This window comes from Arcticibacterium sp. GJ41-1 (genome assembly GCF_055808875.1).
Genome location: NZ_CM147888.1, coordinates 3397579 through 3423338, shown reverse-complemented (window position 1 = coordinate 3423338; position 25760 = coordinate 3397579). Strand labels below are relative to the sequence as shown.

Here is a 25760-nt window from a genome sequence, read left to right as displayed (position 1 = left end):
TATTCGAAAAAATAATGGCAAGAAAGAACCTTAAGGAACTTTTTAAGATGACTTGGAAATAAATGAAATGTTCTCCTTAGCTGTGTTTATTAATGAACAGGTTCCTTATGAGGTTTTTTAGAATGAGGTGTAGTCATAATTTAGGAAACAGAATACAATGTTAGTCTGATATCTATTTACCCAATATTTATATCTTTACAGATATCTGAATTTAATCCTATCAAATGTTATCTAATCCATTCCAAAAAGTCTTAACCAAATACAGAGCAGATTCCACCTCAGAACGTAACAAAGGAGACCGCTTTGAGAATCTAATTCAAGCCTATTTACAAACTGACCCTAAGTACGCTTTTCAACTAGTTAATGTTTGGTTATGGAATGATTTTCCGTTTAAAGACGATTTTGGTGGAAAGGATACTGGAATTGACTTAGTAGCCAAAACAGATAATGACGACTATTGGGCTATACAGTGTAAATGTTATCAAGAATCTGCTATTATTGGCAAACCTGAAGTAGATACTTTTCTTTCAACCTCCGGTAAAAAGTTTGAAAATGAGAAGGGAGAACTAATAGGTTTCTCTAATCGTTTTTGGGTTTCTACAACCAATAATTGGGGTACAAATGCGGAAGAGACTATACGCAATCAAGAACCTGCTGTTACACGAATTAATTTAACCGATTTAGAAGAAGCAGCAGTAGACTGGGATAAGCTTAATCAGGGCATTTATGGCGAAGAGGCTAAGGCTAAGAAGTTCCCACCTAGGAAACATCAGAAAAAGGCTATTGAGCTGACTCATGAGCACTTTAAAACAGCTGACCGTGGTAAGCTTATTATGGCTTGTGGTACGGGTAAAACTTTTACATCTCTAAAAATTGCGGAAAATGAAACTGAAGGGAAAGGGCTAATTCTTTTCCTAGTACCTTCCATAGCTCTTTTAGGTCAGACACTTCGTGAATGGTACGCCCAAGCAGATGAAAAACTCAATGCCATATGCATCTGTTCCGATTCAGAAGTCAGTAAAAAGAAAACAAAGAATGAAGATTCAGATGGTTTTAGTACTATAGATTTGGCATTACCAGCATCTACTAAGGTTTTTGAGAATGTAAAACAGCTAAAACATTTCTTTGAGCAAGAATCTAATGGCATGACTGTGGTCTTTTCCACTTATCAGTCCATCGAAGTTATAGCCAAAACTCAGAAAGCACTTTTAGAGCAATTTCCAGAGAAAGGAGTCTTTGATTTGATTATATGTGATGAGGCTCATCGTACCACTGGGGTAACGCTGTCAGGTGATGATGAATCTGCTTTTGTTAAGGTTCATGACAATTCTTTTATAAAAGCCCGTAAAAGGCTTTATATGACTGCAACCCCAAGGCTTTTTGATGATAATACCAAGTCAAAAGCGGCATCAAGAGAGGCTGAACTATGTTCTATGGACGATGTGGCTTTATACGGAGAAGAAATGTACCGTATTGGATTTGGCGAAGCTGTAGAAGATGGTCTTTTAACTGATTATAAAGTCCTTATTTTGACTTTGAGCGATATGGATGTGCCACCAGCCGTTCAAAAGATGATAGCTGATGGGAGCAATGAAATAACTTCGGACGATATGTCGAAGTTGATTGGTTGTATAAACGCTTTGTCTAAAAAATTAGTGGGCGACAATGAGATTATAAAAGTAAGTGACCCAAATCCTATGAAAAGGGCTGTGGCTTTTTGCAGAACAATTGATGACTCAAAATCTATAACAGGAACCTTTAATAATACCTCAGATGTCTATGTAAATTCATTAAACCCAAAAGACCAAGAGGCTATGGTTAGCATGAATTCTCAGCACATAGATGGAACTATGTCTGCCCCAAAACGTGATGAACTTATTTCTTGGCTGAAAAATGCAGATGAAAGCACAGATGAATGTAGAGTCTTAACCAATGTACGATGTTTAAGCGAAGGGGTTGATGTACCTTCTTTAGATGCCGTGCTTTTCCTATCAGCAAGAAACTCACAAGTTGATGTTGTACAGTCCGTTGGGCGTGTCATGCGAAAATCGCCTGGTAAAAACTATGGCTATATTATCATTCCTGTAATCATTCCTTCTGATGTTAAACCAGAACATGCACTCGATGATAATGACAGGTATAAGGTAGTTTGGAGTGTTTTAAATGCACTTAGGGCACATGATGATAGGTTTAATGCCACTATTAATAAAATTGACCTTAATAAAAAAAGACCGAATCAGATTATTGTAGGAAGACCGGATGTTAATCATGATGGTCAATCAGCTAACAGTCCAAATAATCTAACCAAGGAAGATTATGAAGCTGCTACCAAGCAAATAAACCAGCAATTAGCCATTCAGTTTGAGCAATTACAAGGAGTAGTATTTGCTAAAATGGTGGAAAAGGTAGGCGATAGAGGCTATTGGGAGCAATGGGCAAAAGACGTCGCTAAAATAGCTGAAAGACAGATAGCTAGAATTATACGCCTTATAGAGGTGGATGAAGACCATAAGAAGGCATTTGAGAAATTCTTGGTGGGATTACAGAAAAACCTTAACCCAAGTATTAATGAATCTCAAGCCATAGAAATGTTGGCTCAGCACATAATTACTAAGCCAATCTTTGAAGCCTTATTTGAGGGTTATTCTTTTATAAAAAACAATCCAGTTTCTTCGGCCATGCAGACGATGCTCGAGCTATTGGAAGAAGAGCAAACCATTGAAGAAGAATCTGAAACACTACAGCGTTTTTACGACTCAGTAAGAAAGCGAGCCGCTGGAATTGACAATGCAGAGGGCAAGCAAAGAATTATAATTGAGTTATATGACAAATTCTTTGCTACAGCTTTTCCTAAAATGGTCCAGCAGTTAGGAATCGTTTATACTCCTATTGAAGTGGTAGATTTTATCATTCATTCAGTAAACGATATTCTTATCAAGGAATTTGGCAGAACCATATCGGATGAAAATATACATATCCTTGACCCATTCACGGGTACAGGTACTTTTATCACTCGTTTATTGCAAAGTGGTTTAATCAATAAAGATGATTTACTCCGCAAATACACTAATGAAATCCACTGTAATGAAATAGTCTTATTGGCTTATTACATAGCAGCTGTGAATATTGAGAATGCCTTCCATGACCTTTTAGAAGAGGATGCCGAATACAAGTCGTTTGAAGGAATCTGTCTAACTGATACTTTCCAACTAGGAGAAACAAAAGAGGGTGAAGAACTTTTTTCTGAAATGTTTCCACAAAATTCAAAACGAGTACAAGAACAACAGAATGCTCCCTTACGTATAATTATGGGGAATCCACCTTATTCTATAGGTCAAAAGTCCGCTAATGACAACGCTGCGAATCAATCCTATCCAATCTTGGATGGTAAAATATCTGATACCTATGCAAAGTTATCCAACGCTGGTCTAAGCAAGTCTTTGTATGACGCTTACATAAAATCTTTTAGATGGAGCACTGACCGTTTAGATAAGAATGGCGGGATTATTTGCTTTGTTTCTAATGGTGCATGGTTGGATGGTAATAGTACTGATGGTTTTAGACTATCCTTAGAAAAAGAATTTAGCTCAATTTATGTTTTCAATTTAAGAGGGAACCAAAGAACTAGTGGTGAGTTAAGTAGAAAAGAAGGCGGTAAAATATTTGGAAGTGGTTCGAGGACACCTATTTCTATTACTCTACTAGTAAAGAATCCAAAAGTAAAAGGAGAAAAAGCGACTATTCATTACCATGATATTGGAGACTATTTAGACCAAAAAGAAAAGCTTAAAATTATTGATTCGTACAAATCCTTTGTAAACGACAAATTAAAACTTAGAACTCTTAAACCAAACGATCAAGGAGATTGGATCAATAAACGCAATGAAGCTTTTGATAACTTCATCTCGTTAGAACCTGCCAAGAAGTTTAGGCAAAATACTCAATCTTTTTTTAATACCTATGCAGTCGGTGTTGCAACGGCGAGGGATGCATGGGTTTATAACTACTCAAGAATAAAAATAGTGAAGAATATTTCTCAGTCGATAAACTTTTATAACCAGCAAGTAGATTCTTTTGCAAGCATAAAACAATCTAATCCTGAAGTTAAAGTTGAAGATTTTATAGATAATGATTCTAATAAAATTAGTTGGTCAAGAGCACTTAGAAATAATGTTGGTAAGGGAACTCATTTTGAATTCAATGATAATTATTTAAAAGTTGGTATGTATCGGCCATTTATGAGACAGGCCTTCTATTTTGATAGAAATCTTATAGAAAGCCCTGGACTAAATTCAATGTTCTTTCCTTCTAATATTTATCCCAATGTTGTGATAAGTTTGACAGGTGCTGGTAACCTCGGTTTTTCACATTTTATTTCATCAGAGATTCCCGACTACTGCCTTTCTAAAACAGGTAATGGTGGATGTCAGACATTTCCATTGTATTATTACGAAAAGCGTGAACAGAAAACCCCTGGACTCTTTGACTCTAAGGGAGATAACGAATATGTTCGTAGAGATGGAGTTAGCGATTTTATCCTAGATAGTGTCTTAAGAACCTATGGATTAGCCTCAAAAGGTTCTAGTTTAGGTAAAGAAGATATATTCTATTATGTATACGGTTTCCTTCATGGCCTCGAATACAGAGAGACTTTTGCCAATGATTTAAAGAAGATGCTACCTCGTTTGCCTTTGGTAGAGGATGTAAGAGACTTTTGGAAATTTAGTAAAGCCGGTCGTCAATTAGCTGATTTGCACCTTAATTATGAAAGTATACAGCCATATAAGGACGCTGATGTGACAGGTGATGATGGAACGTCATATAAGGTTACAAAAATGCGTTTTGGAAAGAAGGAGGGTGAAGTAAAAGGCAAAAAGAAGAACGTGGATGACAAGTCTGTCATTTACTACAACAATAAGATAACTGTCGCTAATATACCTGAAAAGGCATACGAATATCAGGTTAACGGGAAATCTGCCATCGAGTGGATTATGGAGCGATACCAAGTCAAAATTGATAAAAAGAGCGGCATCAAAAATGACCCTAATGATTGGTCAGAAGAAGTAGGTAATCCTAGATATATTTTAGACTTACTTCTTAGTATTATAAATGTTAGCGTGCAGACTGTGGACATTGTTAATAGTTTGCCTAAAATTGAGTTTGAATCCTGAAATTATGGAAGAAAAAGAAATTCAAAAATTAACTGTCTGGAATTGGTTTTCAATCCTTTGCATTTTTGTAGCTGTAATTTTAGTCATTTTTTCATTTTTTGCACCTTCATATCTTGTTGATCCAGCGAAAGATATTCGTTATGATTTTTCGCAGACAGGCCAAATTGGTGACACAATAGGTGGAATAATGAACCCATTTATTGCCCTCGCAGGTGTTATTATTACTTTTCTTGCTTTTTGGATTCAGTTCAAGGCAAATAGGTTACAATATTTGCAAAATGTAAAAAACCGCAAGGATGATGAAGAATTAAGAAGAGCTGAAGCTGATAAATACTTGAAAGATAATTTAAGGCTTGTTCATTTTGACTTAAAAGAGATTATTAGAGATGTTAAAACTAACTCAGGTTTACTAAAAAAATATTACGAGATAGAGCGTTCAAAACCAGTACAAACTAATATTCTTAGACGTACCCCTAATAGTGGGAATATTGACAAGATTTTAAAGATGAATAGGTTAGCGGTTTTTAACTCCTTTCAGAAATTTATTTCGCATGATTCGGGGACTGTATTTGGTAGATATCAAAACTCCATGGAATATGTGTCTTCAATGTTTAAAAATCTATATTCCGTTCAAGACAATCATGGTTCAAAAAGGTATAAAGAGGTAAAGAAAATAAATTCGGTATGTAAAAATGCTCTTGATTTAGCTAGTGAAATTCTTGATAATACCACCAGCCAGCCTGTTTCTGTTGAGGTGAAAAATCTACTTGATAAACTTATTGTAGAATATTATGAAGTTATTGACGAACATAAGGACAAAAAAGGCAATTTGACTAGTCAACCGGACCTAATAAAGATTTCCGAAAATGCGTTATTTAATTTTTTGAAGACTTCTAGAGAAATAAAAGAAAAAAGTCCCAATAAGTATGACAATAGATTATCAAAAATTGAAAATATAATTAGTAAAACTCGTAAACAAATATGGGTAGTAAAACAAGATAGTCTGTCAATAGCCAAAGATGTTGAGGATCAATATGAATTATTGGTTAATGGTATCAGGAATGATGAGGATGGAAGTAAAAGCCAGAAGAGCATAATTGAACTATTAGAATCAGTTGAAAAGGAAATTAGAATTGCATTGGATGAATAGATTCAAAAAAATCAATAAGAAATTAAAGCCTATGCATCAAAATAAATAGAGTTTTATATAGATTTTAGAATATTGTAAGTATAATTTTAGCCATGAAATTACTAACTAAATCCCGCTTTAAACTAGGTTTAGAATGCCCAAATAAAAATTTTTATACTAAGAAGTCAGAATACGCTAATACTAAAAACGAGGACACTTTTCTATTGGCTCTGGCTCAAGGTGGCTTTCAGGTAGAAGAATATGCTAGGATGCATTATCCAGATGGCGTGTTGATAGAGGAAGATTCTGAGGCCTATGATTATGAAGAACTCTGGCTAAAAACTCAAGAACTGCTTGAGCAAGAAAATGTAATTATTTATGAGGCAGCTTTTAAGTATAATAACCTATTTATCCGAGTTGATATCTTGAAAAAGACAGGCAAACACATAGAGTTAATCGAAGTTAAAGCAAAGTCTTGCAACGGAACTAATGAAGCTTTCCTAAAAGCTAATGGTGATTTGATTTCCAAATGGGAACCGTACTTATTTGATGTTGCATTTCAGAAATATGTTATGCAGTTGTGTTACCCAAATTTCATAATTGATTCCAATTTGTTCTTAACTGACAAAACCAAGCAAGCATCAATAAATGGCTTAAACCAAATGTTTAGGATTACCAAAACAGAAGGTAATCGGACTGGGATAAGAAAGCTAGTAGAGAACTTTTCAGATACTGGAGATTCTATTTTGATAAAAGTCCTACTTACAGACATAGTAGAAAATATCATAAACGGTAGGCACTTATGCTTGGATGATAAAACTTTTGAAGAAGCAGTTCAATTACTCTCATATAACTATGAGAATGATATTTTTAGCCAGTGGCCTATTTCATCAACATGTAAAAAGTGCGAATTCAAAGCCAATGTCCTAGCAAAGAGTAATGGTTTAAAATCTGGTTTTGAAGAGTGTTTTACAAAAGTTGAAGGATGGACAGCTAAAGAGTTTGAAAGACCTAATATCTTAGACATTTGGGATTTGAGAGACAAAATACTCTTTACCGAGAACTTGCTTTTTAAAGACCAGTTAGACGAGCAGACACTCAAGCTTAAAGAAGAACCTGATAAGATTACTCGTACTTATAGACAATGGTTACAAATACAAAAGGAGTTGAATTCGGATAGCAGTTATGAGGTTTTTAATGATGAATTGAAGAACCAGATAGATTCATTGATATACCCGCTTCATTTTATTGACTTTGAGACATCAACAGTAGCTTTACCTTTTACAGTAGGCCAAAGACCGTATGAACAAATAGCATTTCAGTTCTCACATCACGTTTATTATGAAGACGGAAAAATTGAACATAAAGACCAGTATATCAATGCTGAAAAAGGAGTGTTTCCAAACTTTGATTTCGTAAGGAAACTAAAGGCCGCTTTATGTACTGATGACGGCTCTATTTTTCGATACAGTAATCATGAAAATACAGTACTAAATCAAATAAGAGTTCAATTAATCGATTCTTCATTAGATGATAAACTAGAACTGATTGAATTTATAGAGAGTATTACTCACCCTACTGGTAAAGTTAGTGCTCCTTGGAAGTCTGGACCAAGAGATATGATCGACCTATGGGTTTGGATAAAGAACTACTATTACAATCCTCTTACAAAAGGCTCAAATTCAATTAAAAGCTATTTACCTGCTTCACTAGAAACAAGTAGCTTTCTGAAAGAAAAATACTCCCAACCAATATCGGAGATAGAAGTATCAAGTTTAAATCTTCCTTTAAATCATAGGTGGCTTGAATTTGATGAAGATAAACCAATAGATCCATACAAGAGTCTCCCACCTGTCTTTCAAGAGTGGTCTGGCGAAGATTTAGATACTACACTATCTGAGATTGAAGACATTGCAGATGGAGGTGCTGCTCTAATTGCTTATGCGAAGTTACAATATACTGATATGTCAAATGAGGAGTCAGAAGCTATACAAAATGCATTATATAAGTATTGTGAATTAGATACCCTTGCAATGGTAATGATATTTGAACATCTGAAAGAGATAGTAGATTAACAAAGAGCTAAATATGAAAAGTATTTCTGATTTGCTGGAGTATCTCGACTTTACCTCTCAAAAGCCATTATTGTTTATTCATTATCTGTGTAATATGAGTTTTGGCTACATGTTTTATACTTCTGTTTTCAATGGAGTAGTAGTAATCCCAGATAGCATAGATTTAAAAACAATATTTGACTTTTTTGAAAGCCGCCAGTTCATAATTCCGATAATACTGTATTTTCTTTTTTGGCTATTGTTTTCTGCTCTTCTGCCATCTATTCTAGGTTTAATTTCTAGAGGTAGCTTTGAATTTTGGTATCAAAAGAAATTTCATATGAATTTCCATGAAAGCCTAGAAAAGGCGAGCTATAAGGATATACAAAAAATGATTTCAACCCTAAATAACATTCTTAAAAGAATAGGTAAACAAGAAGTTGATGATGTTCAATTAACGGAAATGGTGAATGAAGCAGCTCCAGAAAGTATGGAAAATAGAAATGATGCCTTTGAATCAAACATTTTAGTTTTGACCCTTATTGTGCAGATATTTTTTCTATACCTTTTTAGCGATATTCATTTCTTTAAAAGCGTATGGATTGGCATTTTAATGATGTTCTTTTTTCAGTTTCTCTTAGTTCGAATAGTTTTCACTCTTTTTCTGAACAGGATATATGATGTTATTAGGACATATGCCAGTAAAAAAGTAGATAAACCGTCCAATCAGTAAGGCATTGCTGGTATCTGGACATATATAGAATTTCAAAAAGACCACTTATAAAAACTTATCAAACTCTATGGAATTAGACGAAATTACACAACTCGCCTTAATTGGTTCGAAACAATACTTAAGTTTCCTTGAAAAAAAGAATAAAGGAATTCAAGAAGTTCGAGTTAACTCAATAAAAGCTGCAGGAGACACAAAAGACAACTTTATACTTAATCTTTCAGCTAAGTTATTTGATACGGAGACACTAGAGTTTAAACTAATAAGAACTGGCCAAATCTATAGGAACGAGAGTATTAAGGTTGTTGAATACGATGCTGATAAAAGGAATTTAGTCATAAAGCCAATTCCAACATTATTGTCAAAGTTTCATTCTTTAAATAAGGAGGATATATTAGTTATTTCCAACTTGAGGTTTCTAGTCCAAAGGGTAATTGATTTCTATAAAATTAAAGGAGATAATTTAAAGCTTCCTATTGCGAAATCCGATTTGTTACACGAAGATGCTACCAACTTCCTCCCTGGGATTCCAGAACCTGACGAACATCAAAGAAATGCTCTTAAAGTAATTTTTGAAAATTCTTTTTCATATATCTGGGGGGCACCTGGGACTGGAAAAACCCAATACGTATTGTCCTATGCCTTGTTGGCCTATGTAAGGAAAAAGCAAAAGGTAATAATTTTAGCACCCACTAATAATGCCATTGAGCAGGTTTTAAAAGGCGTTATCAATATGACCGATAAAGCTGGTATTTCAAGGGAAAAGATTTTAAGACTGGGAACTCCAACCTCAGAATTTGCTGAAAAATATCCTGAAGTATGTGAAGAGAAAGGTATTCAGAAAAAGATAAAAGGAATTGAGAAACAAATTGTACTAGCTAAAAAAATCAAAACTTATAACGAGGATTGTAGACAGTTGGAAAACTTTAAGTCTGCAGTTGCTTCTCTAGATTCTATCCTAATCAATAAAGATAAATGTAAAGAGTTAGAAACAATTATAGAGATTAATGAAGAGAAATTAGATGATACCCGTCATACCATTAATATTCTAAAGGGCCATATTAGTACTTTAGAGCGGGATAAAAGAAACTTGGTAGAGCAAAAAAATGGCCTTTTCCGAAAAATTTCAAGAATATTTGAATCAAAGAATGACCCATTAGAAGAAGAGATACAAAATCTGTTTAAGAAACTAAAAGTGGCTTCAACAGAATTATTAGGGCTCAGAGATGAGGAGAAGGCTAAAAAATCTCAGATAATTTTACTTAAGGATGATGTGAAAAAATATAGTGCTCTAAATGTTTCGATTATTAATGATGCTAAGAAAAGACTGAAGCATGATGAGATATTGAAGGAGATGTCGAAGAAGCTTCGTGATTCTAATGTAATAAAGCTAAAGAGCGACCTTTTGGGAAGGGTGAATGAAATGAGTAATAACATCGCAATTACTTCGGCCTTGAGCCAAGACTATCAAAATGCAAACCCTGACGAAATTATAAAAGAATTAAATGAGCAGAAAGAAGATATTGAATCTAGAGGCACTAAGTTTAGGTTACAAAATACGTTGATAACAGCTTGTACATTAGATTATTACATTGGAGTGTATAAAGAAGAGCAGAACAGTTTAGATGCCTCACATATTTTTTTAGATGAGGCAGGTTACGCTAATATAGCGAAGACATTGCCACTTTTTATTAATGATGTGCCTATAACTTTTTTAGGTGATCACAAGCAGTTGCCTCCAGTAAGTGAAATTAATGACGGTGATATCAGGAATAAGCCTGAAGACTATGGAGATTCATTCATTTGGTCTCAAACATGTATTTATTTGGAATCTCTTTTTGAAAAAAATAAGCAAGAAACACAAGAAATATATCTTAAAGGTCATGAGTATAGTGGGCAAACTATGGTCAAAACAAATCTAAAGTATACGCATAGGTTTGGGGCTAATCTCAGTAAAATACTTGAGACTCATGTTTATTCAGATGGGTTTGAATCAAGAAGTCAAAATGGTAATACAACAATAAGCTTTATTCAGGCCAAGAGTAGTAATACTGATACCAGAAGGACTTCTTTAAATGAAGCTTATTTAATACGAGAGTTCGTGTCTAAATTAAAAAGTGAGCAAGTAAATCCGGAGTATACCATATTGACACCTTACACAAAGCAACGAAGTAAACTAGGGGAGGTGATGCCTAACGAAAGGGGAGATTTAAATATATTGACGGTTCATGGGTCTCAAGGAAGAGAATGGGATACTGTAATTTTAAGTGTGGCTGACCCATTTTCTGACAAATGGTTTACTGATTCTAAAAATAACATTTCCCGTGGTCTAAATCTCATAAACACAGCTGTAAGTAGGGCTAAAAAGAACCTTGTAATCGTCTGTGACCCTAGCTGGTGTCATGGCGAAAGGCAATTACTTTCAGATTTAATAAAAGAAGGTCAGGAAATAAGATTAACCCTATTGTAATATGGAAATAACCTTTAACACTTTTGAAAGATTCGTTTTTGATAAGTTATATTTCAACTACAAAACAAATGGCACTCCCTTTCTCTCACGAAAAAGCTGGGGTCTGAAAAACTTCAACCGTTATTTTCAAGGATCAGAAAATTCAAAATATTTCGGTTATTCATATTGGGAACAAAACTATCAAATTAGAGTCCCTTTTAACCCAGCTAGTTTCATTTTTACTATTAATTCTCCAACTGAGATTTATTTCGGATTTCAACATTACTTGGATTATAAAGGAGATGTAAAAGTTGTAGAAGATTTAGAATTGTTTAAAACAGCTTTTTTAGCGACTGTTAAAGCAAAACTTACAGGGGATTTTAAAATTAAGCAATCTAAAAAAGCATCTGTTCAAAAATACTTTACTGTTGATTGCATTACAGCTTTCGATTCACTCGAACAACTTTGGACAAGTTTCTCAAAATTCGAAGATTTGATAAAGACAAATTTTAACGAAACCTTAAGGACAACAGAGGCGAATTTCAAGAACCTTGAAATTCGCCAAGTTAAAAATAAAGAATGTGAGTATTGTATTGAAGGAATTAAAAAGAATACTGAGTTTTTCAGGTTAACGAATTTAAAGCCTGATATATCTAATTTTCACGACATGGATGACAAAATGAAAAACTTGAATAAAATTCTTTACGGTCCTCCTGGTACAGGTAAAACATATAATACTATAAATATTGCATTAGAGGCTTTAGAAGAAGATTTGAGCAACTTGACTCGAGACCAAGTAAATGACCTCTTTGAAAAGAAAATAGAAGCTGGTCGAATTGTATTTACCACTTTCCATCAAAGCATGAGTTATGAAGACTTTATTGAAGGGATAAAACCTATAGAACCATCTCAGGAAGGTGATCCTGTTATTTACCGCGTGGTAGATGGTATTTTTAAAATGCTATGTATTGAAGCCTCTTTTTCATTAGCCAAAGAGGAAGAGTCTGTTGCTACTGAAAATGTACTCGACTTTTCATTAGCCTTTGACAACTTCGTTCAGGAGATTGAAGAAAACTTAGCCTCAGAAGAAACGATTGAATTGGCCACGAAAAATGGTGGTAAAGTGGTTGTGGATGGTATCTCACAACAAGGTAATATCATTATTAAACATCCGGGTAAGGACAATACCTATCCTGTTTCTAAACAGAGACTTTCAAAGCTTCATGCTGCATTTTCCGATTTAGCAGATATAAACAATATTGACCAAGAATTCAGGTCAATAATAGGTGGAAGTAATTCCACTGCAAATTGGTCGGTACTAAACGCTATTAGAAAGAATAACTTAGTATCTAAAGAAGTACCAAAAGAGATTAGAAAATATTCTTGGGATGATAAAGTGCAAGTTGTTAAGTCCTTGAAAAAGGAAGACTACAAGAGAAAGATTGGAGAGCCTTACGTGCTTATTGTTGATGAAATAAACCGAGGTAATGTATCGCAAATATTCGGAGAATTAATCACCTTAATCGAAGAAGACAAGCGATTGGGTAATCCAGAAGCGATTCGGGTACAATTGCCATATAGCAAAGATTGGTTTGGAGTGCCTCCAAATGTTTATATTATAGGAACAATGAATACCGCAGACCGAAGTGTTGAGGCATTAGATATGGCACTCAGAAGAAGATTCAGCTTTACTGAAATGCCTCCAAAACCAGAATTAATAAGAACAGAAGGTAAAGCAGAAAACGGTATGGTTGATGGTATTGAACTATCAGCTCTTTTAGAAAATATCAATAAACGAATTGAGAAGTTACTAGACAAAGACCACATGATAGGTCATAGTTACTTCCTATCTGTAGAAGGTTTAAAGGGCTTGAAAGCGGCTTTCCAAAATAAGATAGTTCCTTTACTACAAGAATATTTTTTTGGTGATTACGGTAAAATCGGATTGGTTATCGGATCCAAATTCTTTGACATCAAAGACAATTATTTAGACGAAGACTTCTTTGCTCCATTTGAAGACTATGATAGCAGTCCTTTGGTTGAAAGAAAAGTTTATCACCTTAAAAACATACAAGAAATGAGTGATGAGCTATTTGTAGAAGCATTGAATAACCTACAACGCAAAACAACTAATTGAACAAGGGGAAAAAACATATCACGGTATTTGAACACGAGAGCCTTCGCACAGACCGAGGTGAGCAAAGACTTACTGATGAGCAATTAAAAACCTTGCAGTTGTTCTATGGAGAAATTGGCGTTCCTTACTATTCCTTGATACATCATGGAGTTCGCTTCAATGAGTTCGTTGGAGTTATTCAAGTTGGTAAAACGGTTATTGAAGTACTACCTAAAGCTGACAGGGCTAATTCTTCTGATGAAGAAGTGAAGAAATCTTGGAGAAATGTGCTTATTTCCATGCTACATGTAGTAGGAATGTTTGATATCCATGCTTCTAGTAACAGTAATTTAAGTTTACGCTCTAATTCTATCCTTGAACTTTACTTTGAACTTTTTATTAAAGAAGTTGAGTATTTGTTTCATAGAGGATTGGTGAAAAAATACCGAAAAACGGAAGGTAATAAAACAGCTTTAAAAGGGAGTATTCAATTTGCCAAACATATTAGTCAAAACTTGGTACATCAAGAGCGATTTTATGTAAGGCATAGTGCATACAACAAAGAGCATGATCTTCATGCTATTCTTTACAAAGCCTTGAAGTTATTGAGCTATATAAATACCAATGTGCAATTGAATAGCAGACTAGGTGCTTTATTACTTGATTTCCCTGAAATGTACGATATCAAAATAACTGAATCAGTTTTTGATAAAATAGTATTTGACCGTAAAACGGAATTATACAGAAATGCACTGGAAATAGCCAAGCTCATTCTTCTGAATTATCACCCGGATCTGAACCGAGGGGCTAATAATGTATTGGCGTTGATGTTTGACATGAATGTACTATGGGAGAAGTTTGTTTATGTGAGTTTACGAAAAGACAAAGCAAATATCACCAGTATTGCAGCTCAAAACGTAAAGAATTTTTGGAAACCGATATCTGGATACACCAGTAAAATGAAGCCCGACATTGTCCTGAATAAAGGAAAGGAAGATTGTGTTGTATTAGATACCAAATGGAAAAGCTTAAATGGGTATAATCCAGCATCCGAAGATTTAAGACAAATGTTTGTGTACATGAAATACTATGGGGCAAAGAAAGTAGCTCTAGTATATCCTGGAACAGAAAATAGAAACCAATCTGGACAATATTATGATCATATCTCTAATGATTCAAAGGGCTTGAGCAATGAGGAATGCAGCGTTATCTCTATTGGAGTTGTAAAGGATGTTAAGGTATGGCAGAAAACAATTTGTGAAAATATCAATGCATGGAAGGAAAATAAAAATGTAATACATCAAAGAGATTTGAATGCAGCAGAGAAGTAAGGCTTCGGTTTATATTATATTTTGTTAAGCTCAAAACCTCACTATTGCTAATCAGGATACTTTAAAGGGGGAAGAAGTTATGATAATTGTAACGTTTGATACGGTATCTTTTATTTACTTCTTCCACTCCATCCTCTTCTAGGTCAAATTTAAATGAACTCCATCCAAAATGTTAGTGAAGCATTTCTTTCAGCTTTTTCTATTCCTATCGTTTGCTGTTTGATTTTAAGGAAGGCTACAATATTTAAGCTGTTAGGCCTTATGGAAAATTACAAGTACAAGTAATGGTTAAGTTCTTAGCATTTTTTGCATAGGACCTTTTTGAGCTTCAGTTTTGCAATAAAAATGGCAAAACAGACTCCAATAACAATTAGTGTTTACTATACCGTTTTTGATTCTATGGGGCCGAAAAAAGCCATCAAGTATTTCGAGAATTGTGTACTGGTAAAGGGCAAGGTAGCTCAAAAGATTGGAGATAGATTTAAACCGCTAATGTTCCATGCTAGGGGCGAAAAAGAAAATGAGTTAATATGTATACTGCTTAAAAGTTGTGGCTCACTTAATAGAGATAATTATCATCACTTTTTACCCTATATGCTAAGTCTAGATTCAAATAAAGGCTCTTTCATAGTGACTATTTTGGAGCCAGCTGACTATGCAATAATTAAGGGGATGAAGTGTAGTTAGCATATGAGGAATTGGTTCTTGTTTAAAGGTAAATCTGCTCAATAGGTGTGTTATATTAGCTATAATGTTTTATCAGATATAGGCAAAGCTAAAATGACCGAATAATAAATAAACCATTTATTTTCTCGGTGGTATTTGATGCTCTCAATGAATTGGAATAACTTCCATTCTCAAACTTATAAAGTCCACAAGGTTAGTAACCTTTACTTTAATAATTGAGAGCCTGAAATTTACCAACCCTATAAAACTGATTATGGATCACATCTATGGCCTAACTGTTCAAGGCATTCAATCCTACATTTTTGATACAAATAATCTTCGTGAAATAATTGGAGCAAGTGAAATAGTAGAGGCTGTATGTACGGATTGGTTTACAGATTTTTTAATCCTAAATGGTTTAAATGATGGAATTCATATTCAAAATGCAGCAGGCAATATTAAGTATCTGACAACCGAAAAAACTGCTAAATTAATATATAGAGATTTTGGTGAATTAATTAATAAAAAGGCACCCGGACTCCCTTTTAGTCAGGCAGTTGTAAAAGGAATGGATCTGAAAGAGTTGGATAAACGCTTAAGTGCACAGCGAAACCAGCCTTTAAATTACTTTGACTCAGGGCATATGGGGCGTTTCCTTGCTAGAACTACTGGTGATATGGCCGTTAAAATGGAAACATCTGCTGTAAGACCTGAGGTGTTGGGATTATATAAAAAAAAATGACGAAAATGAATGTAAAAAAAACTACAATAATTTTATCAATAGTAATATTCATTCTATGGTTAGCAAATTGGTTTGTTGCTCCATTTCTTATTACAGACGCAACCATTAGAGGCCAGTTTGGTGACCAATTTGGCTTTATAAATTCATTATTTTCTGGTTTTGGTTTGGCAGGAGTTGTTTATTCGATTTATTTGCAAATCAACGAAAATAGAGAAGTAAACAAAATCCTTATTCATAGAGATTTTCAAAAAGAGTTACATCAAATATTTCATAGGTTTGAGAATAGCTTTAAAACAACAGGCTGGATTCCTGACCAAAAAGAAGACAGGTTAGTTTCTTCATATTGGTATCTTGTATTAGATTGTTGGTTTGTTTGCAACAAACAAGGCGACAAATCATTAAAAAGTCTTTGGAGTGATTATTATATTCACGGTGCAGAAGCAATGCTAAAAATACCTGCATTTAGAAAAAATTTTGTTTTGAAATTAGAAAAAAACATTCGTTTCTAGGAAATGGAGAAGATTTCAAAATTGAAATAATGAAGTTGTTAGTAAAATTAGATTCAGAAGACAAAGCCTTACATATACCATTATGATTTATATAGAACCAAGCCAAAGCAAGCTGGGTATTAAAATAAATACCTTAGAAGTATACGCAAATACAAAAGGTGTATTGCAAGTTGCATTTAGATATAATCCATCTGACCTAAGCAAAATGGCAAATGGTATGCAGGTGCAACATGAAAACATTTTAGAAAACCAGTTTAGGGGCAATCATTATCACTACCCAGACTTTGCAGGCGAAGAGTTTTTTTTACTAAAAGGCTACGCCTTACTTATAACTTGCGACGTGAACTCTGAAAATTTTGAGCTTTATTTATTGAAAGAAAGAGTATCCTATTTTATTCCGGCATTCGTAGCACATAAGGTTATAAATATTGGCAGTAAATTCGGTAGTAAAGAAGATGTTGAATTTATCATATCGAAACATTATAATCATTCTATAGAAAGCTTACAAACTCCTTTTGAAATTTTTCATAAAGATTTGGAGGCAGCAATTGATAAATTAATAACCAAGTCTAAAAATGAAAAATTACAATCCAATTAATGCAAATACTCTATTGTTTGAATGTTTGGAATTGGAGGAATTCCAAACATTAAGAAATTTTTGTCTTAACAATACTAAGTCAATATCAGCAACAGACGTAATAATTGGCGATTCGAATTATAGTATTTCGGTTAGATTACTTACTAACTATCCTCATTTAAAAGAATTTTGGAAGCTAAATTTTAAAAGTAGCGAATCAAATTCTACTCCACAGGGTGGAGAGATAATATTTTTTGAAAATCACAATAATGACAGCATTTTAAAAAAATATGACTTTGAACAGTACAGGTATTACAATAAAGATTTAAACTCAATAATTTCATTAAACAATGATTTTTATGGAAATGTAAAAATCTCGTACCGTGCAATTTGTGCTAACGCACTCATCAAAAAAGATATTTTAACTTTACATAGTGGCTGTCTTCGTATTCAAAATAAAAATATTGCCCTTACAGGTGATTCAGGTGCAGGTAAATCTACTTTATTTGATTTACTTGATAAATATTTTGATGGTATATTAATTTGGGAAGACTTTGGTTTTATTAATTCTACTAATTCTCAAATAATTGTACCTAATGAAATATTTAACCAGCTTAATCATAGAACAGTAAAATCAATGTTTCCTTCATTTGAAGAAAATTCAGAAATATTTTATTCGGAATTTTATGAAAAGGACAATCCTTTTTATAATCAAAGGAGGCTAATGGTAGATTTTTCCGAATACAGAAAAACAATACAAAATACACCAATCAATTTTTCAATTGTTTTAGACGCATTAATAATTATCACAAACGATATTGATTTACCATTTAGCATAAAACGAGTTTCACCAGATGAAGCGATTAAAATATTCTCGAAATTAAATTTTAGTAAAGCACACCAAGCAAATATTAGATATGCAAATGGTTCTTTAATATTAAGCGAAGAACAAAATGAAATTTACTATCAAGCTTTTTTAGCACTGTTTAAAGTAATCAAAAATTTGATAATTTTAAATAATGTTTACACCCCCATCAATCCTAACGAAATTATTGATTTGATAAATGAGAATTAAAGAAATAAGTCATATTGACAATTCCCAAGTGTTTTATGAAATACATTGGCTGATTACGAGAAGATGCTCTTTTTCTTGCTCTTATTGTCCTCCACACAGGCATAACCCCAAATCATTTCAAGCAACCAATTATTCGTTATTACAAGCATTATTAAAATTAGAAAGCATAGTTCCTAACGAGAATATAAGATTAAACCTTACAGGAGGCGAACCAACTATACACCCTAATTTTCAAGAATTCATTGCCAATGCAATTAAACTTGAAAAGGTAAAATCAATTCGTATAGTTACCAATCTATCAAGTAATCAAAAAAAATATTCCAATCTTGCAAATGAAGCCAACAATAGTGATACAAAATTTTATTTAGTAGCTTCTTTTCATTGGGAAAGTGCTTCACCCCAAAGATTTATAAATAATTTGAAAGTGCTTTTAGATTCTAAGGTAGAAGTACAGGTGAAAATTATGCTTGATGAAAAAGGCAGTGAAAAAATATTAAGTGTTTTATCTAGTTTAAAGGAATTAAATGCAAAAAATAAAAATATAGCAGTTGCAGTTCAAAGAATTCGTAATACAAAAAATTTAGAAATTGATTTAATAGATTTTGAAACAAAATATTTTGATCAAGTTAATAATTGGGGCGATTTAAGAGAATTTATTTTAGAAACAGACAATAATGAAGTAGTTAAAAAGAAAATTTCAAATATTGATTTGATAATTAAAAATAAACTTAATTCTTTTTATAATTGGACTTGTTTTACAGGAGCAAATACACTTTTCATTGACAATGATGGTCGTGTATATTCAGCCTTATGCAAACCAGACTTAGGTAGTATTGGGAATATTTTCGACACTACACTTTTTCAAATTCCTCAATCCGTTTTATGTCCTCATAAATTATGTGAGTGTGGTTCTACCGTGAGAATTCCCAAAATTAAATAATCATGAAGATTTGCATAGTAAAAAGTAAAAGGGTTCCACATGACCTCTTAACGCCATCAGACGGAGGTAGTATAAATTTTATTGAAATTTTAAAAGCTATTGAGAATAATAGTAAATATTTTATTACAGTTATTACAAGAAATGAAAATGATAACTTCTCATTTCTTGAAACTACAATTAGAAATATTAAGGTTGTATTTCTACCTTTCAATTATTCAAGCAGTAACGATGTAATGATTAGAGATTATGAAGAAGGAGTTTCATTTACAAATTCTCTAAGTGAATATTTATCAATCAACTCTTTTGATATATTACATACGCATCATTGGACATCAGGCATAGGCTTACAAAACATTAAATCGCATTGGGTACATACGCCTCATTTACTTGCTTTTGCGAAATTTAAATATGTTGATTTTGTTTGCCCTGATTACATTCTAGAACAAGAACAGATTTTATTAAATAGTTGTACTAAAATAATTGCCCTAAGTTGTGCAGAGAAGAATGATATTATTGAAAAATATAAAATTGAAACGAAAAAAATTATTGTAATTCCAAATGGAGTAAACGAAATATTTTTTAATACACAACTCAATGCAAATATTGCTTCGAACAAATTTATAATTTCAACAGTTGCAAGAATAACTAAACAAAAACGGTTAGACATAATAATTCAAGCAATAAGAAATCTAATTGATTCAGGGTTTAATGTAAATCTAAAAATAATTGGAGGAGATTATTATGACGATACTTATTTTAGATTTATTCAAGAACAAATTCAAAAATATAAAGTTGAAAATAATATTGAAATAATTGGTTTTATTTCCCAAGAAGAAATTAACTCAATTTATCAAAATTCAACAATCTATGTTCAATCTTCATATTACGAAAGTCAAGGAATTGCTATTATCGAAGCAATGGCAACAGGTTTGCCAATAGTTACAACACACCAAGACGCCTTGAATGAATATTTTGTAAATGGTGAAAATGGTTATTTCTATAATGGCGAAAATGTACAAGAGCTTACAAACAAATTGGAAACACTATTATTAAATGAAGATTTAAGAAATAAAATTTCAAATCAAAACATAAAAAAAACTACATTTTTTAAGTGGGCAACTACGATTAGCAAAACATTAATGGTATTGAATCCCAATGAAAAAAAATACAGAAATAATGAATTGCTAAAATTAGCTTATAAAATTGGCGGAGAAGTAAGCAAATCTAACAATACAAAAAATGTTGCAATTGCTGGTAGTATTGCAAAAGGCAATTCTTGGTCTGGTAGCGATATTGATTTTTTATGTATTGGTGATACCGACAAAAAGGAGGAATTTTATTCTTATTCAAATATAAATGTCAATATTCACTATATAAATAACTTAAAAGCAAATGCTATTCTAAATTCTGAAAGCATCGCTAATCAAACTGAATTACTTTTTGAAAATTATTTGAGTGAATATTTTTGGAAGGCAATACCACTTTATGAATCAGATTCATTGATAAGTTCTATTATTAATTTAAACGAATCATCAAGGCAGACAGAAGAAGTTAAAGCGATTTTAATAAAAAAGTATATAAACCAAGCAAACACATATCTTGAAAAATCCAAGGAGTTAATAATTGAAAAGTATTTCATTCAAGCTACAATTGAATTACGAAGTGCTATTTTGTTTTTAGTTATTGCTTTTAAAATTAAAAAGAATTGGATAGTGCAGGGGTCTAAAAAAAGACCTGAGCAATTTATAAAACTTTGTGAAAATCAAAATGATTTCAATTTTTATGATTTCTTCATAAACTCAAATAAATTAAATATTGACATCTCTCAAATTTTGAAGTTTACAAATATTAGACAAGAACTTCGTATTCAATATATCGACATACTATTAAAAGACTTGGAGGCAGAAACCAGCAATACGGCAAAGAGAGTTTTTATTGAAAATGAAATAAAACATAACGAAAATTTAGATAATTATTACCTACAAAATTTATACAATGGTTATGAAATTGGTGCTATTTACCACATAAGACAAATTTCCAGTTTCAAAACTCTTCTAAATAAAGTTCATTACATAAAATCCGATAATCAAGAACCAATAGTTGACAAAATAATTGGCACAATAGATAAAATTTTATTTGAGAAATGGATTGATGTAATGGGTTTGTCAAATGTTAAAAAAGAACTAAAAAATACAATTCCAATCATTGAGAATTACATTGAAAAATATGCAGAATTATAGTCTTGAAAGTCCTGTTACGAAAATTTTGACAAATATGTTATCAGTGGTAAATGGTGAACTTTTCAAATATCAAGATATAGAAATTGAAAATAACAATAATGTTTTTTCGCCAGAATTTACAAATTGTTCAATATTTTTTGCGAAGAATTTAAAAGCAAAAGACAATGCAAATTGTATTGAAATGGGTGTCGGGTCAGCATTCAATATAATCTATTTATCAAAAAAATATAATAACTTAAATTTATTTGGATGCGACATAAATTCAACTGCTGTAGAACTTTCAAAAAAGAATTTAGATAGAAACGGGGTAACAAATTATTCTATATTTAAGAGCAATTTATTTGAAAGCGTTCCAAATATTTTATTTGACTTTATCTATTTCAATCCGCCGTTAATTTTTCAGCAACCTGACACTATTCTTCAAAAATCAATATTTGACAAAAATGGTGAAACCATAACTGAGTTTATCAAACAATGTAAAAAATTCACTCATCCTAAAAGTAAAATATATATCTTATATACCACAAAAAATAAAAACTTCATTGAAACCTTAATTAATGAAAATGAAATGACCTTCAAAATCATTGCTAAAAACAATGTCTCTTATGAAACTTATAATGTTTACGAGGTTAGAAGCACTTTGAACAAATCGAAGTAAAAAAAAACATACAACACACAGCTATATGCCAGCCCGCCTATCGGCAGGTCCGATCGCATAGCTTCGTTGTTGCCAGAAATACGGACTAAACAACCTGTAGCCTTCCCTTTTTTCAGACAGAGTTTAAATTAACAAATAATCTTTTAATCTTCCTTTTTCCTCGGGAGCTAGCTCCCGAGGAACTCGATTTCTAAATTGGCATGGAGCTCTCCCATCCAATGATTTATGTGGATGATTGTTGTTATGGTCTTGACGCCACTTTTCTGATAAAATTCTTAAATGCTGATAATCTTCAAACCAATACGCATCTAGAATATCTTCTCTAAAAAATCTATTAAACCTCTCAATATATCCATTTTGCATAGGCTTGCCTGGCTGGATGTACTGAATCGTTATTTGCTTTTGCTTGCACCAGTTTTTAAATGAGTGAGCAATGAATTCAGGTCCGTTATCACATCTGATTATTTTTGGGAGACCTATTTCTTCCTCTAGTTGACTTAAAACTCTTATAACTCTAAAGGCGGGAAAACTGACACCCGCTCCAATTGCCAAAGCCTCGCGATTACAATCGTCAATGACGTTAAAAACACGAACTCTTCTTCCGTCAAATAGTGAGTCACTCATAAAGTCCATGCTCCACGTTTGATTTAGGCTAATTGGTTGTACCAACGGCTGTTTTGTTCGTGTAGGAAGCCTTTACTTACGTTTTCTACGCAATCCTAGTTTCATTGCTCGATATACCCTTAAAACTCGTTTTCTGTTCCATTTTAAGCCCTGCTGCCAAATCCTACCAAAGTATTCATCAAAACCTCTGGTTGGATGTGATTCAGCTAATTGATTGAGTTTTTCAATTACCTCTGAATCATCTTTCTTGCTTCGATAGTACCACATTGAACGGTGAAGTTTTATCACCTTACAGCTTCTTTCGATACTGATTTTATAGTGAGTTCTCAGATAAGTTACTATCTCTTTTTTAGCAGAGAGCTCTACCACTTTTTTGCGATAACATCCTATAGCATAACATTATCTAAACTTAAATCAGCATACATCTGCTTCAACTTCCGATTCTCCTCTTCTAGCTCTTTGAGCCTTTTGAATTGACTGGCTTCCATCCCTGCATATTTCTTTCGCCAATTGTAAAATGTAGCTTTATTAATCCCCAATTCTCTGCTGATTTCTTCAGCAGAACGGCCATTCTGATTTTCTTTGATGGCCTTTACCATTTGACTTTCCGTAAACTTTTTTATTTCATATCAGTTTAAATTTAGTTACTTTTTCTATTTTTAAACTGTCTGGTTTTTAGGGAAGGCTACATTTTTAGGGAAGGCTACACTTGCTTCGGACTAAATACGGACTAAAATGCAAATAAAAAACCTCAACTACTTAGTAATAAGTTGTTTGAGGTCTTATCTCGAGGAGCTGCAGGGATTTGAAGTTATTCAAGAAGATGTACCAAACTTTTAAAAATCCAGCAACATATTCTGATACTTCTGCTTCACATCATCCTCAAAGCTGTCTAAATAATTCTCAGTGGTGCGTAGGTCTTTATGCCCAAGGCTCTCTGATATTAATTCCATCGGGGCACCAGACCTTTTAAGAACCGTAGCAAAGGTATGTCTTGCTGAATAGGTCGTTAGTTTTAAATCAAACTTAAGCTCTATTCCTATCCTTTTCATATGCAAATTTGTAGTTTTCACGAATTGACGAATCTTTTTAAACTCCTCTTCCGCTCCATCACCAATATTTAAAACACCAAAAATAAACTCGGCCTGATTCTTAGATGGTATACCCCATTTATTAATAATTTCCTCTATTTTGGGAATAAGCATAACCGTTATTGGCTTTGTACTTTGCTTGGTGGTTCTAGCAGTCTTCGCCCGTACAAAAGTTATCTTATTTGAATCTAAATCATGCCATTTAAGCCGTGCTATATCTTTCATGTTAGCCCCGTTACATAAATAACTAAACAACCACATGCCTATAGCCTTTTCTTCATCCATGCTTGTGGTTTCGAAATCAACTATCCTTTTGACTTCTGCTAATTTCAAAGCTTTTTTAATATTTTGCCCAGCTGGTATTACATATCTTCGTTTTGTAAAAGGATAACCTTCCTTAGTAACTACTCCCTCTTCAATTGCATTGTTAAAGATTGCCCGAAGACTACGAAGATAAATACCAACGGTTGTGATACTTTTCCCGTTTTCTAACATCCAGTTTTCATAGTTATGAAGCCATTCTGAATCAATATTCGAAAATGGCAAGTACTTGCTTCTTTTCGAATTAAAGAAAGTACGAATGCTTCTATAGGCACATTGATAACTCTCAGCTGTATTAATTCTTTTTTGACTTCTAAGCTGTTCTATATAAGTTTCAAAAAAATGGAAAACATCTTGTTGGTTTGAAGGCTTACTGTTAAATTTCTTTTCAAAAATTTTAATGTCGAATGAGTCCATTCCAGCAAGAACTTTATTTGCTTTTTGCTCAAAAAGTCTAAAGTTTAATTGAAGTTCCTTAATTCTTCCTCGTGGCTTTTCGGACAGAGTTTTCTCCCAATCCTCTTCAGTAAGCGATATGTTAATCGGGTAAAGTTTCTGTTTTCTATTATAGGTCAATCGAAGCTTTACGGCATATGTCAAATCTTGTTTCCGAAACCTTTTGTCTAGAATAACCTGAGTAACTATATTGTGCATCTTGTGTTTGGGTTAAATATCATTTGCATACCATTTGCATACATTTTGATATGTAAAGCTATAAACAAAAGAAACAATCAGAAAATAAATTTACATAAAACATTGATAATAAGAAGAAAAGAAAATAAAAGGATAACAAAGGAAAGTAAATAAATATGACTCATAATCAGGTGGTCCATGGTTCGAATCCATGTGGGCCCACAAAACCTCAACTATTTACGGTTGAGGTTTTTTTATGCCTTTTTTATAGTTTTATTTTCAATGGATATTTGCTGTTACATCTTGTTTTCGCCTAAACTTAAAAGGTTCTACACCGGTGCCTGCCAAGAAAATCTCATAGAAAGAATTATGAAACATAATGAACACACATATGGAAAAGACAAATACACTTCAGCAACTAACGACTGGGAACTGTTTTTAAAGATAGATGTAACGAATTACGCCCACGCCATTAGATTAGAGAGAAAAATAAAAACCCGAAAAACTCAAAATATATTCGTAATCTGGCTAAATATAATGAGCTGATAGATAGAATTAAACTTGAAACTAGATAGTACTTGACTCTCCCGATACCTATCGGGACAGGTGGTCCATGGTTCGAATCCATGTGGTGAACGAATAAAAAAATGGACAACATCTGCATACTTTCGTTTCAAAGAAGTAAATTTTTTTATTCCGGAGCT

General features: G+C 32.9%; 20 protein-coding genes. 16 read left to right on the top strand and 4 right to left on the bottom strand.

What is annotated here, in order from left to right; genetic code table 11:
• Positions 1–224 precede the first annotated feature (224 nt).
• From AC0L6O_RS14205 to AC0L6O_RS14135, 15 genes are all read left to right on the top strand, one after another.
• Complete coding sequence (locus AC0L6O_RS14205) at positions 225–5171, top strand: DEAD/DEAH box helicase (protein WP_473303262.1); 4947 nt, start codon at positions 225–227, stop codon at positions 5169–5171.
• A 4-nt stretch (positions 5172–5175) separates the two neighbouring features.
• Positions 5176–6321 (top strand): hypothetical protein, encoded by a 1146-nt coding sequence (locus AC0L6O_RS14200; protein WP_473303261.1) that lies wholly within the window; start codon positions 5176–5178, stop codon positions 6319–6321.
• A gap of 92 nt (positions 6322–6413) precedes the next feature.
• Positions 6414–8375: a DUF2779 domain-containing protein gene (locus AC0L6O_RS14195; protein ID WP_473303259.1), complete on the top strand. Its 1962-nt coding sequence runs from the start codon at positions 6414–6416 to the stop codon at positions 8373–8375.
• Between the two features lie 13 nt (positions 8376–8388).
• Positions 8389–9087 carry a hypothetical protein gene (locus AC0L6O_RS14190; RefSeq protein WP_473303257.1) on the top strand — a complete coding sequence of 233 codons (699 nt, stop codon included), beginning with the start codon at positions 8389–8391 and terminating at the stop codon, positions 9085–9087.
• Positions 9088–9154: 67 nt separating this feature from the next.
• The gene (locus tag AC0L6O_RS14185) at positions 9155–11554 is read left to right on the top strand and encodes an AAA domain-containing protein (protein WP_473303255.1); all 2400 of its coding nucleotides are present in this window, start codon (positions 9155–9157) and stop codon (positions 11552–11554) included.
• Between the two features lies 1 nt (position 11555).
• Positions 11556–13670, top strand: a complete 2115-nt coding sequence (locus tag AC0L6O_RS14180; protein ID WP_473303254.1) for an McrB family protein — start codon at positions 11556–11558, stop codon at positions 13668–13670.
• Positions 13667–14980, top strand: a complete 1314-nt coding sequence (locus AC0L6O_RS14175; RefSeq protein WP_473303253.1) for an McrC family protein — start codon at positions 13667–13669, stop codon at positions 14978–14980. Before AC0L6O_RS14180 ends, AC0L6O_RS14175 begins: the two co-directional genes overlap by 4 nt.
• A gap of 345 nt (positions 14981–15325) precedes the next feature.
• Entirely contained in the window at positions 15326–15667 is a 342-nt protein-coding gene (locus AC0L6O_RS14170; protein ID WP_473303251.1) for a hypothetical protein, read from the top strand.
• A 253-nt stretch (positions 15668–15920) separates the two neighbouring features.
• Positions 15921–16388: a hypothetical protein gene (locus AC0L6O_RS14165; RefSeq protein WP_473303250.1), complete on the top strand. Its 468-nt coding sequence runs from the start codon at positions 15921–15923 to the stop codon at positions 16386–16388.
• Between the two features lie 5 nt (positions 16389–16393).
• Positions 16394–16897, top strand: coding sequence for a hypothetical protein (locus AC0L6O_RS14160; protein ID WP_473303248.1), 504 nt, complete (start codon positions 16394–16396; stop codon positions 16895–16897).
• Between the two features lie 82 nt (positions 16898–16979).
• Positions 16980–17495, top strand: coding sequence for a hypothetical protein (locus tag AC0L6O_RS14155; protein ID WP_473303246.1), 516 nt, complete (start codon positions 16980–16982; stop codon positions 17493–17495).
• The gene (locus tag AC0L6O_RS14150; RefSeq protein ID WP_473303244.1) at positions 17473–18549 is read left to right on the top strand and encodes a hypothetical protein; all 1077 of its coding nucleotides are present in this window, start codon (positions 17473–17475) and stop codon (positions 18547–18549) included. The genes AC0L6O_RS14155 and AC0L6O_RS14150 overlap by 23 nt, the downstream gene beginning before the upstream one ends.
• Complete coding sequence (locus AC0L6O_RS14145) at positions 18539–19489, top strand: radical SAM protein (protein WP_473303243.1); 951 nt, start codon at positions 18539–18541, stop codon at positions 19487–19489. The genes AC0L6O_RS14150 and AC0L6O_RS14145 overlap by 11 nt, the downstream gene beginning before the upstream one ends.
• A 2-nt stretch (positions 19490–19491) precedes the next feature.
• Positions 19492–21729 carry a glycosyltransferase family 4 protein gene (locus tag AC0L6O_RS14140; RefSeq protein WP_473303241.1) on the top strand — a complete coding sequence of 746 codons (2238 nt, stop codon included), beginning with the start codon at positions 19492–19494 and terminating at the stop codon, positions 21727–21729.
• A 34-nt stretch (positions 21730–21763) separates the two neighbouring features.
• The gene (locus AC0L6O_RS14135) at positions 21764–22387 is read left to right on the top strand and encodes a methyltransferase (protein ID WP_473303240.1); all 624 of its coding nucleotides are present in this window, start codon (positions 21764–21766) and stop codon (positions 22385–22387) included.
• 123 nt (positions 22388–22510) lie between these two features.
• On the opposite strand, the gene AC0L6O_RS14130 is transcribed toward AC0L6O_RS14135, so the two are convergent.
• From AC0L6O_RS14130 to AC0L6O_RS14115, 4 genes are all read right to left on the bottom strand, one after another.
• On the bottom strand, positions 22511–23056 hold the full coding sequence (locus AC0L6O_RS14130) for an integrase core domain-containing protein (RefSeq protein ID WP_473303239.1): 546 nt from the start codon (positions 23054–23056) through the stop codon (positions 22511–22513).
• A 27-nt stretch (positions 23057–23083) separates the two neighbouring features.
• Complete coding sequence (locus AC0L6O_RS14125; protein ID WP_473303237.1) at positions 23084–23278, bottom strand: hypothetical protein; 195 nt, start codon at positions 23276–23278, stop codon at positions 23084–23086.
• 119 nt (positions 23279–23397) lie between these two features.
• Positions 23398–23634 carry a transposase gene (locus tag AC0L6O_RS14120; protein WP_473308527.1) on the bottom strand — a complete coding sequence of 79 codons (237 nt, stop codon included), beginning with the start codon at positions 23632–23634 and terminating at the stop codon, positions 23398–23400.
• 213 nt (positions 23635–23847) lie between these two features.
• On the bottom strand, positions 23848–25077 hold the full coding sequence (locus tag AC0L6O_RS14115) for a tyrosine-type recombinase/integrase (RefSeq protein WP_473303236.1): 1230 nt from the start codon (positions 25075–25077) through the stop codon (positions 23848–23850).
• A gap of 177 nt (positions 25078–25254) precedes the next feature.
• On the opposite strand from AC0L6O_RS14115, the gene AC0L6O_RS14110 reads away from it, so the two are divergent.
• On the top strand, positions 25255–25602 hold the full coding sequence (locus AC0L6O_RS14110) for a GIY-YIG nuclease family protein (protein ID WP_473303234.1): 348 nt from the start codon (positions 25255–25257) through the stop codon (positions 25600–25602).
• Positions 25603–25760: the final 158 nt, after the last annotated feature.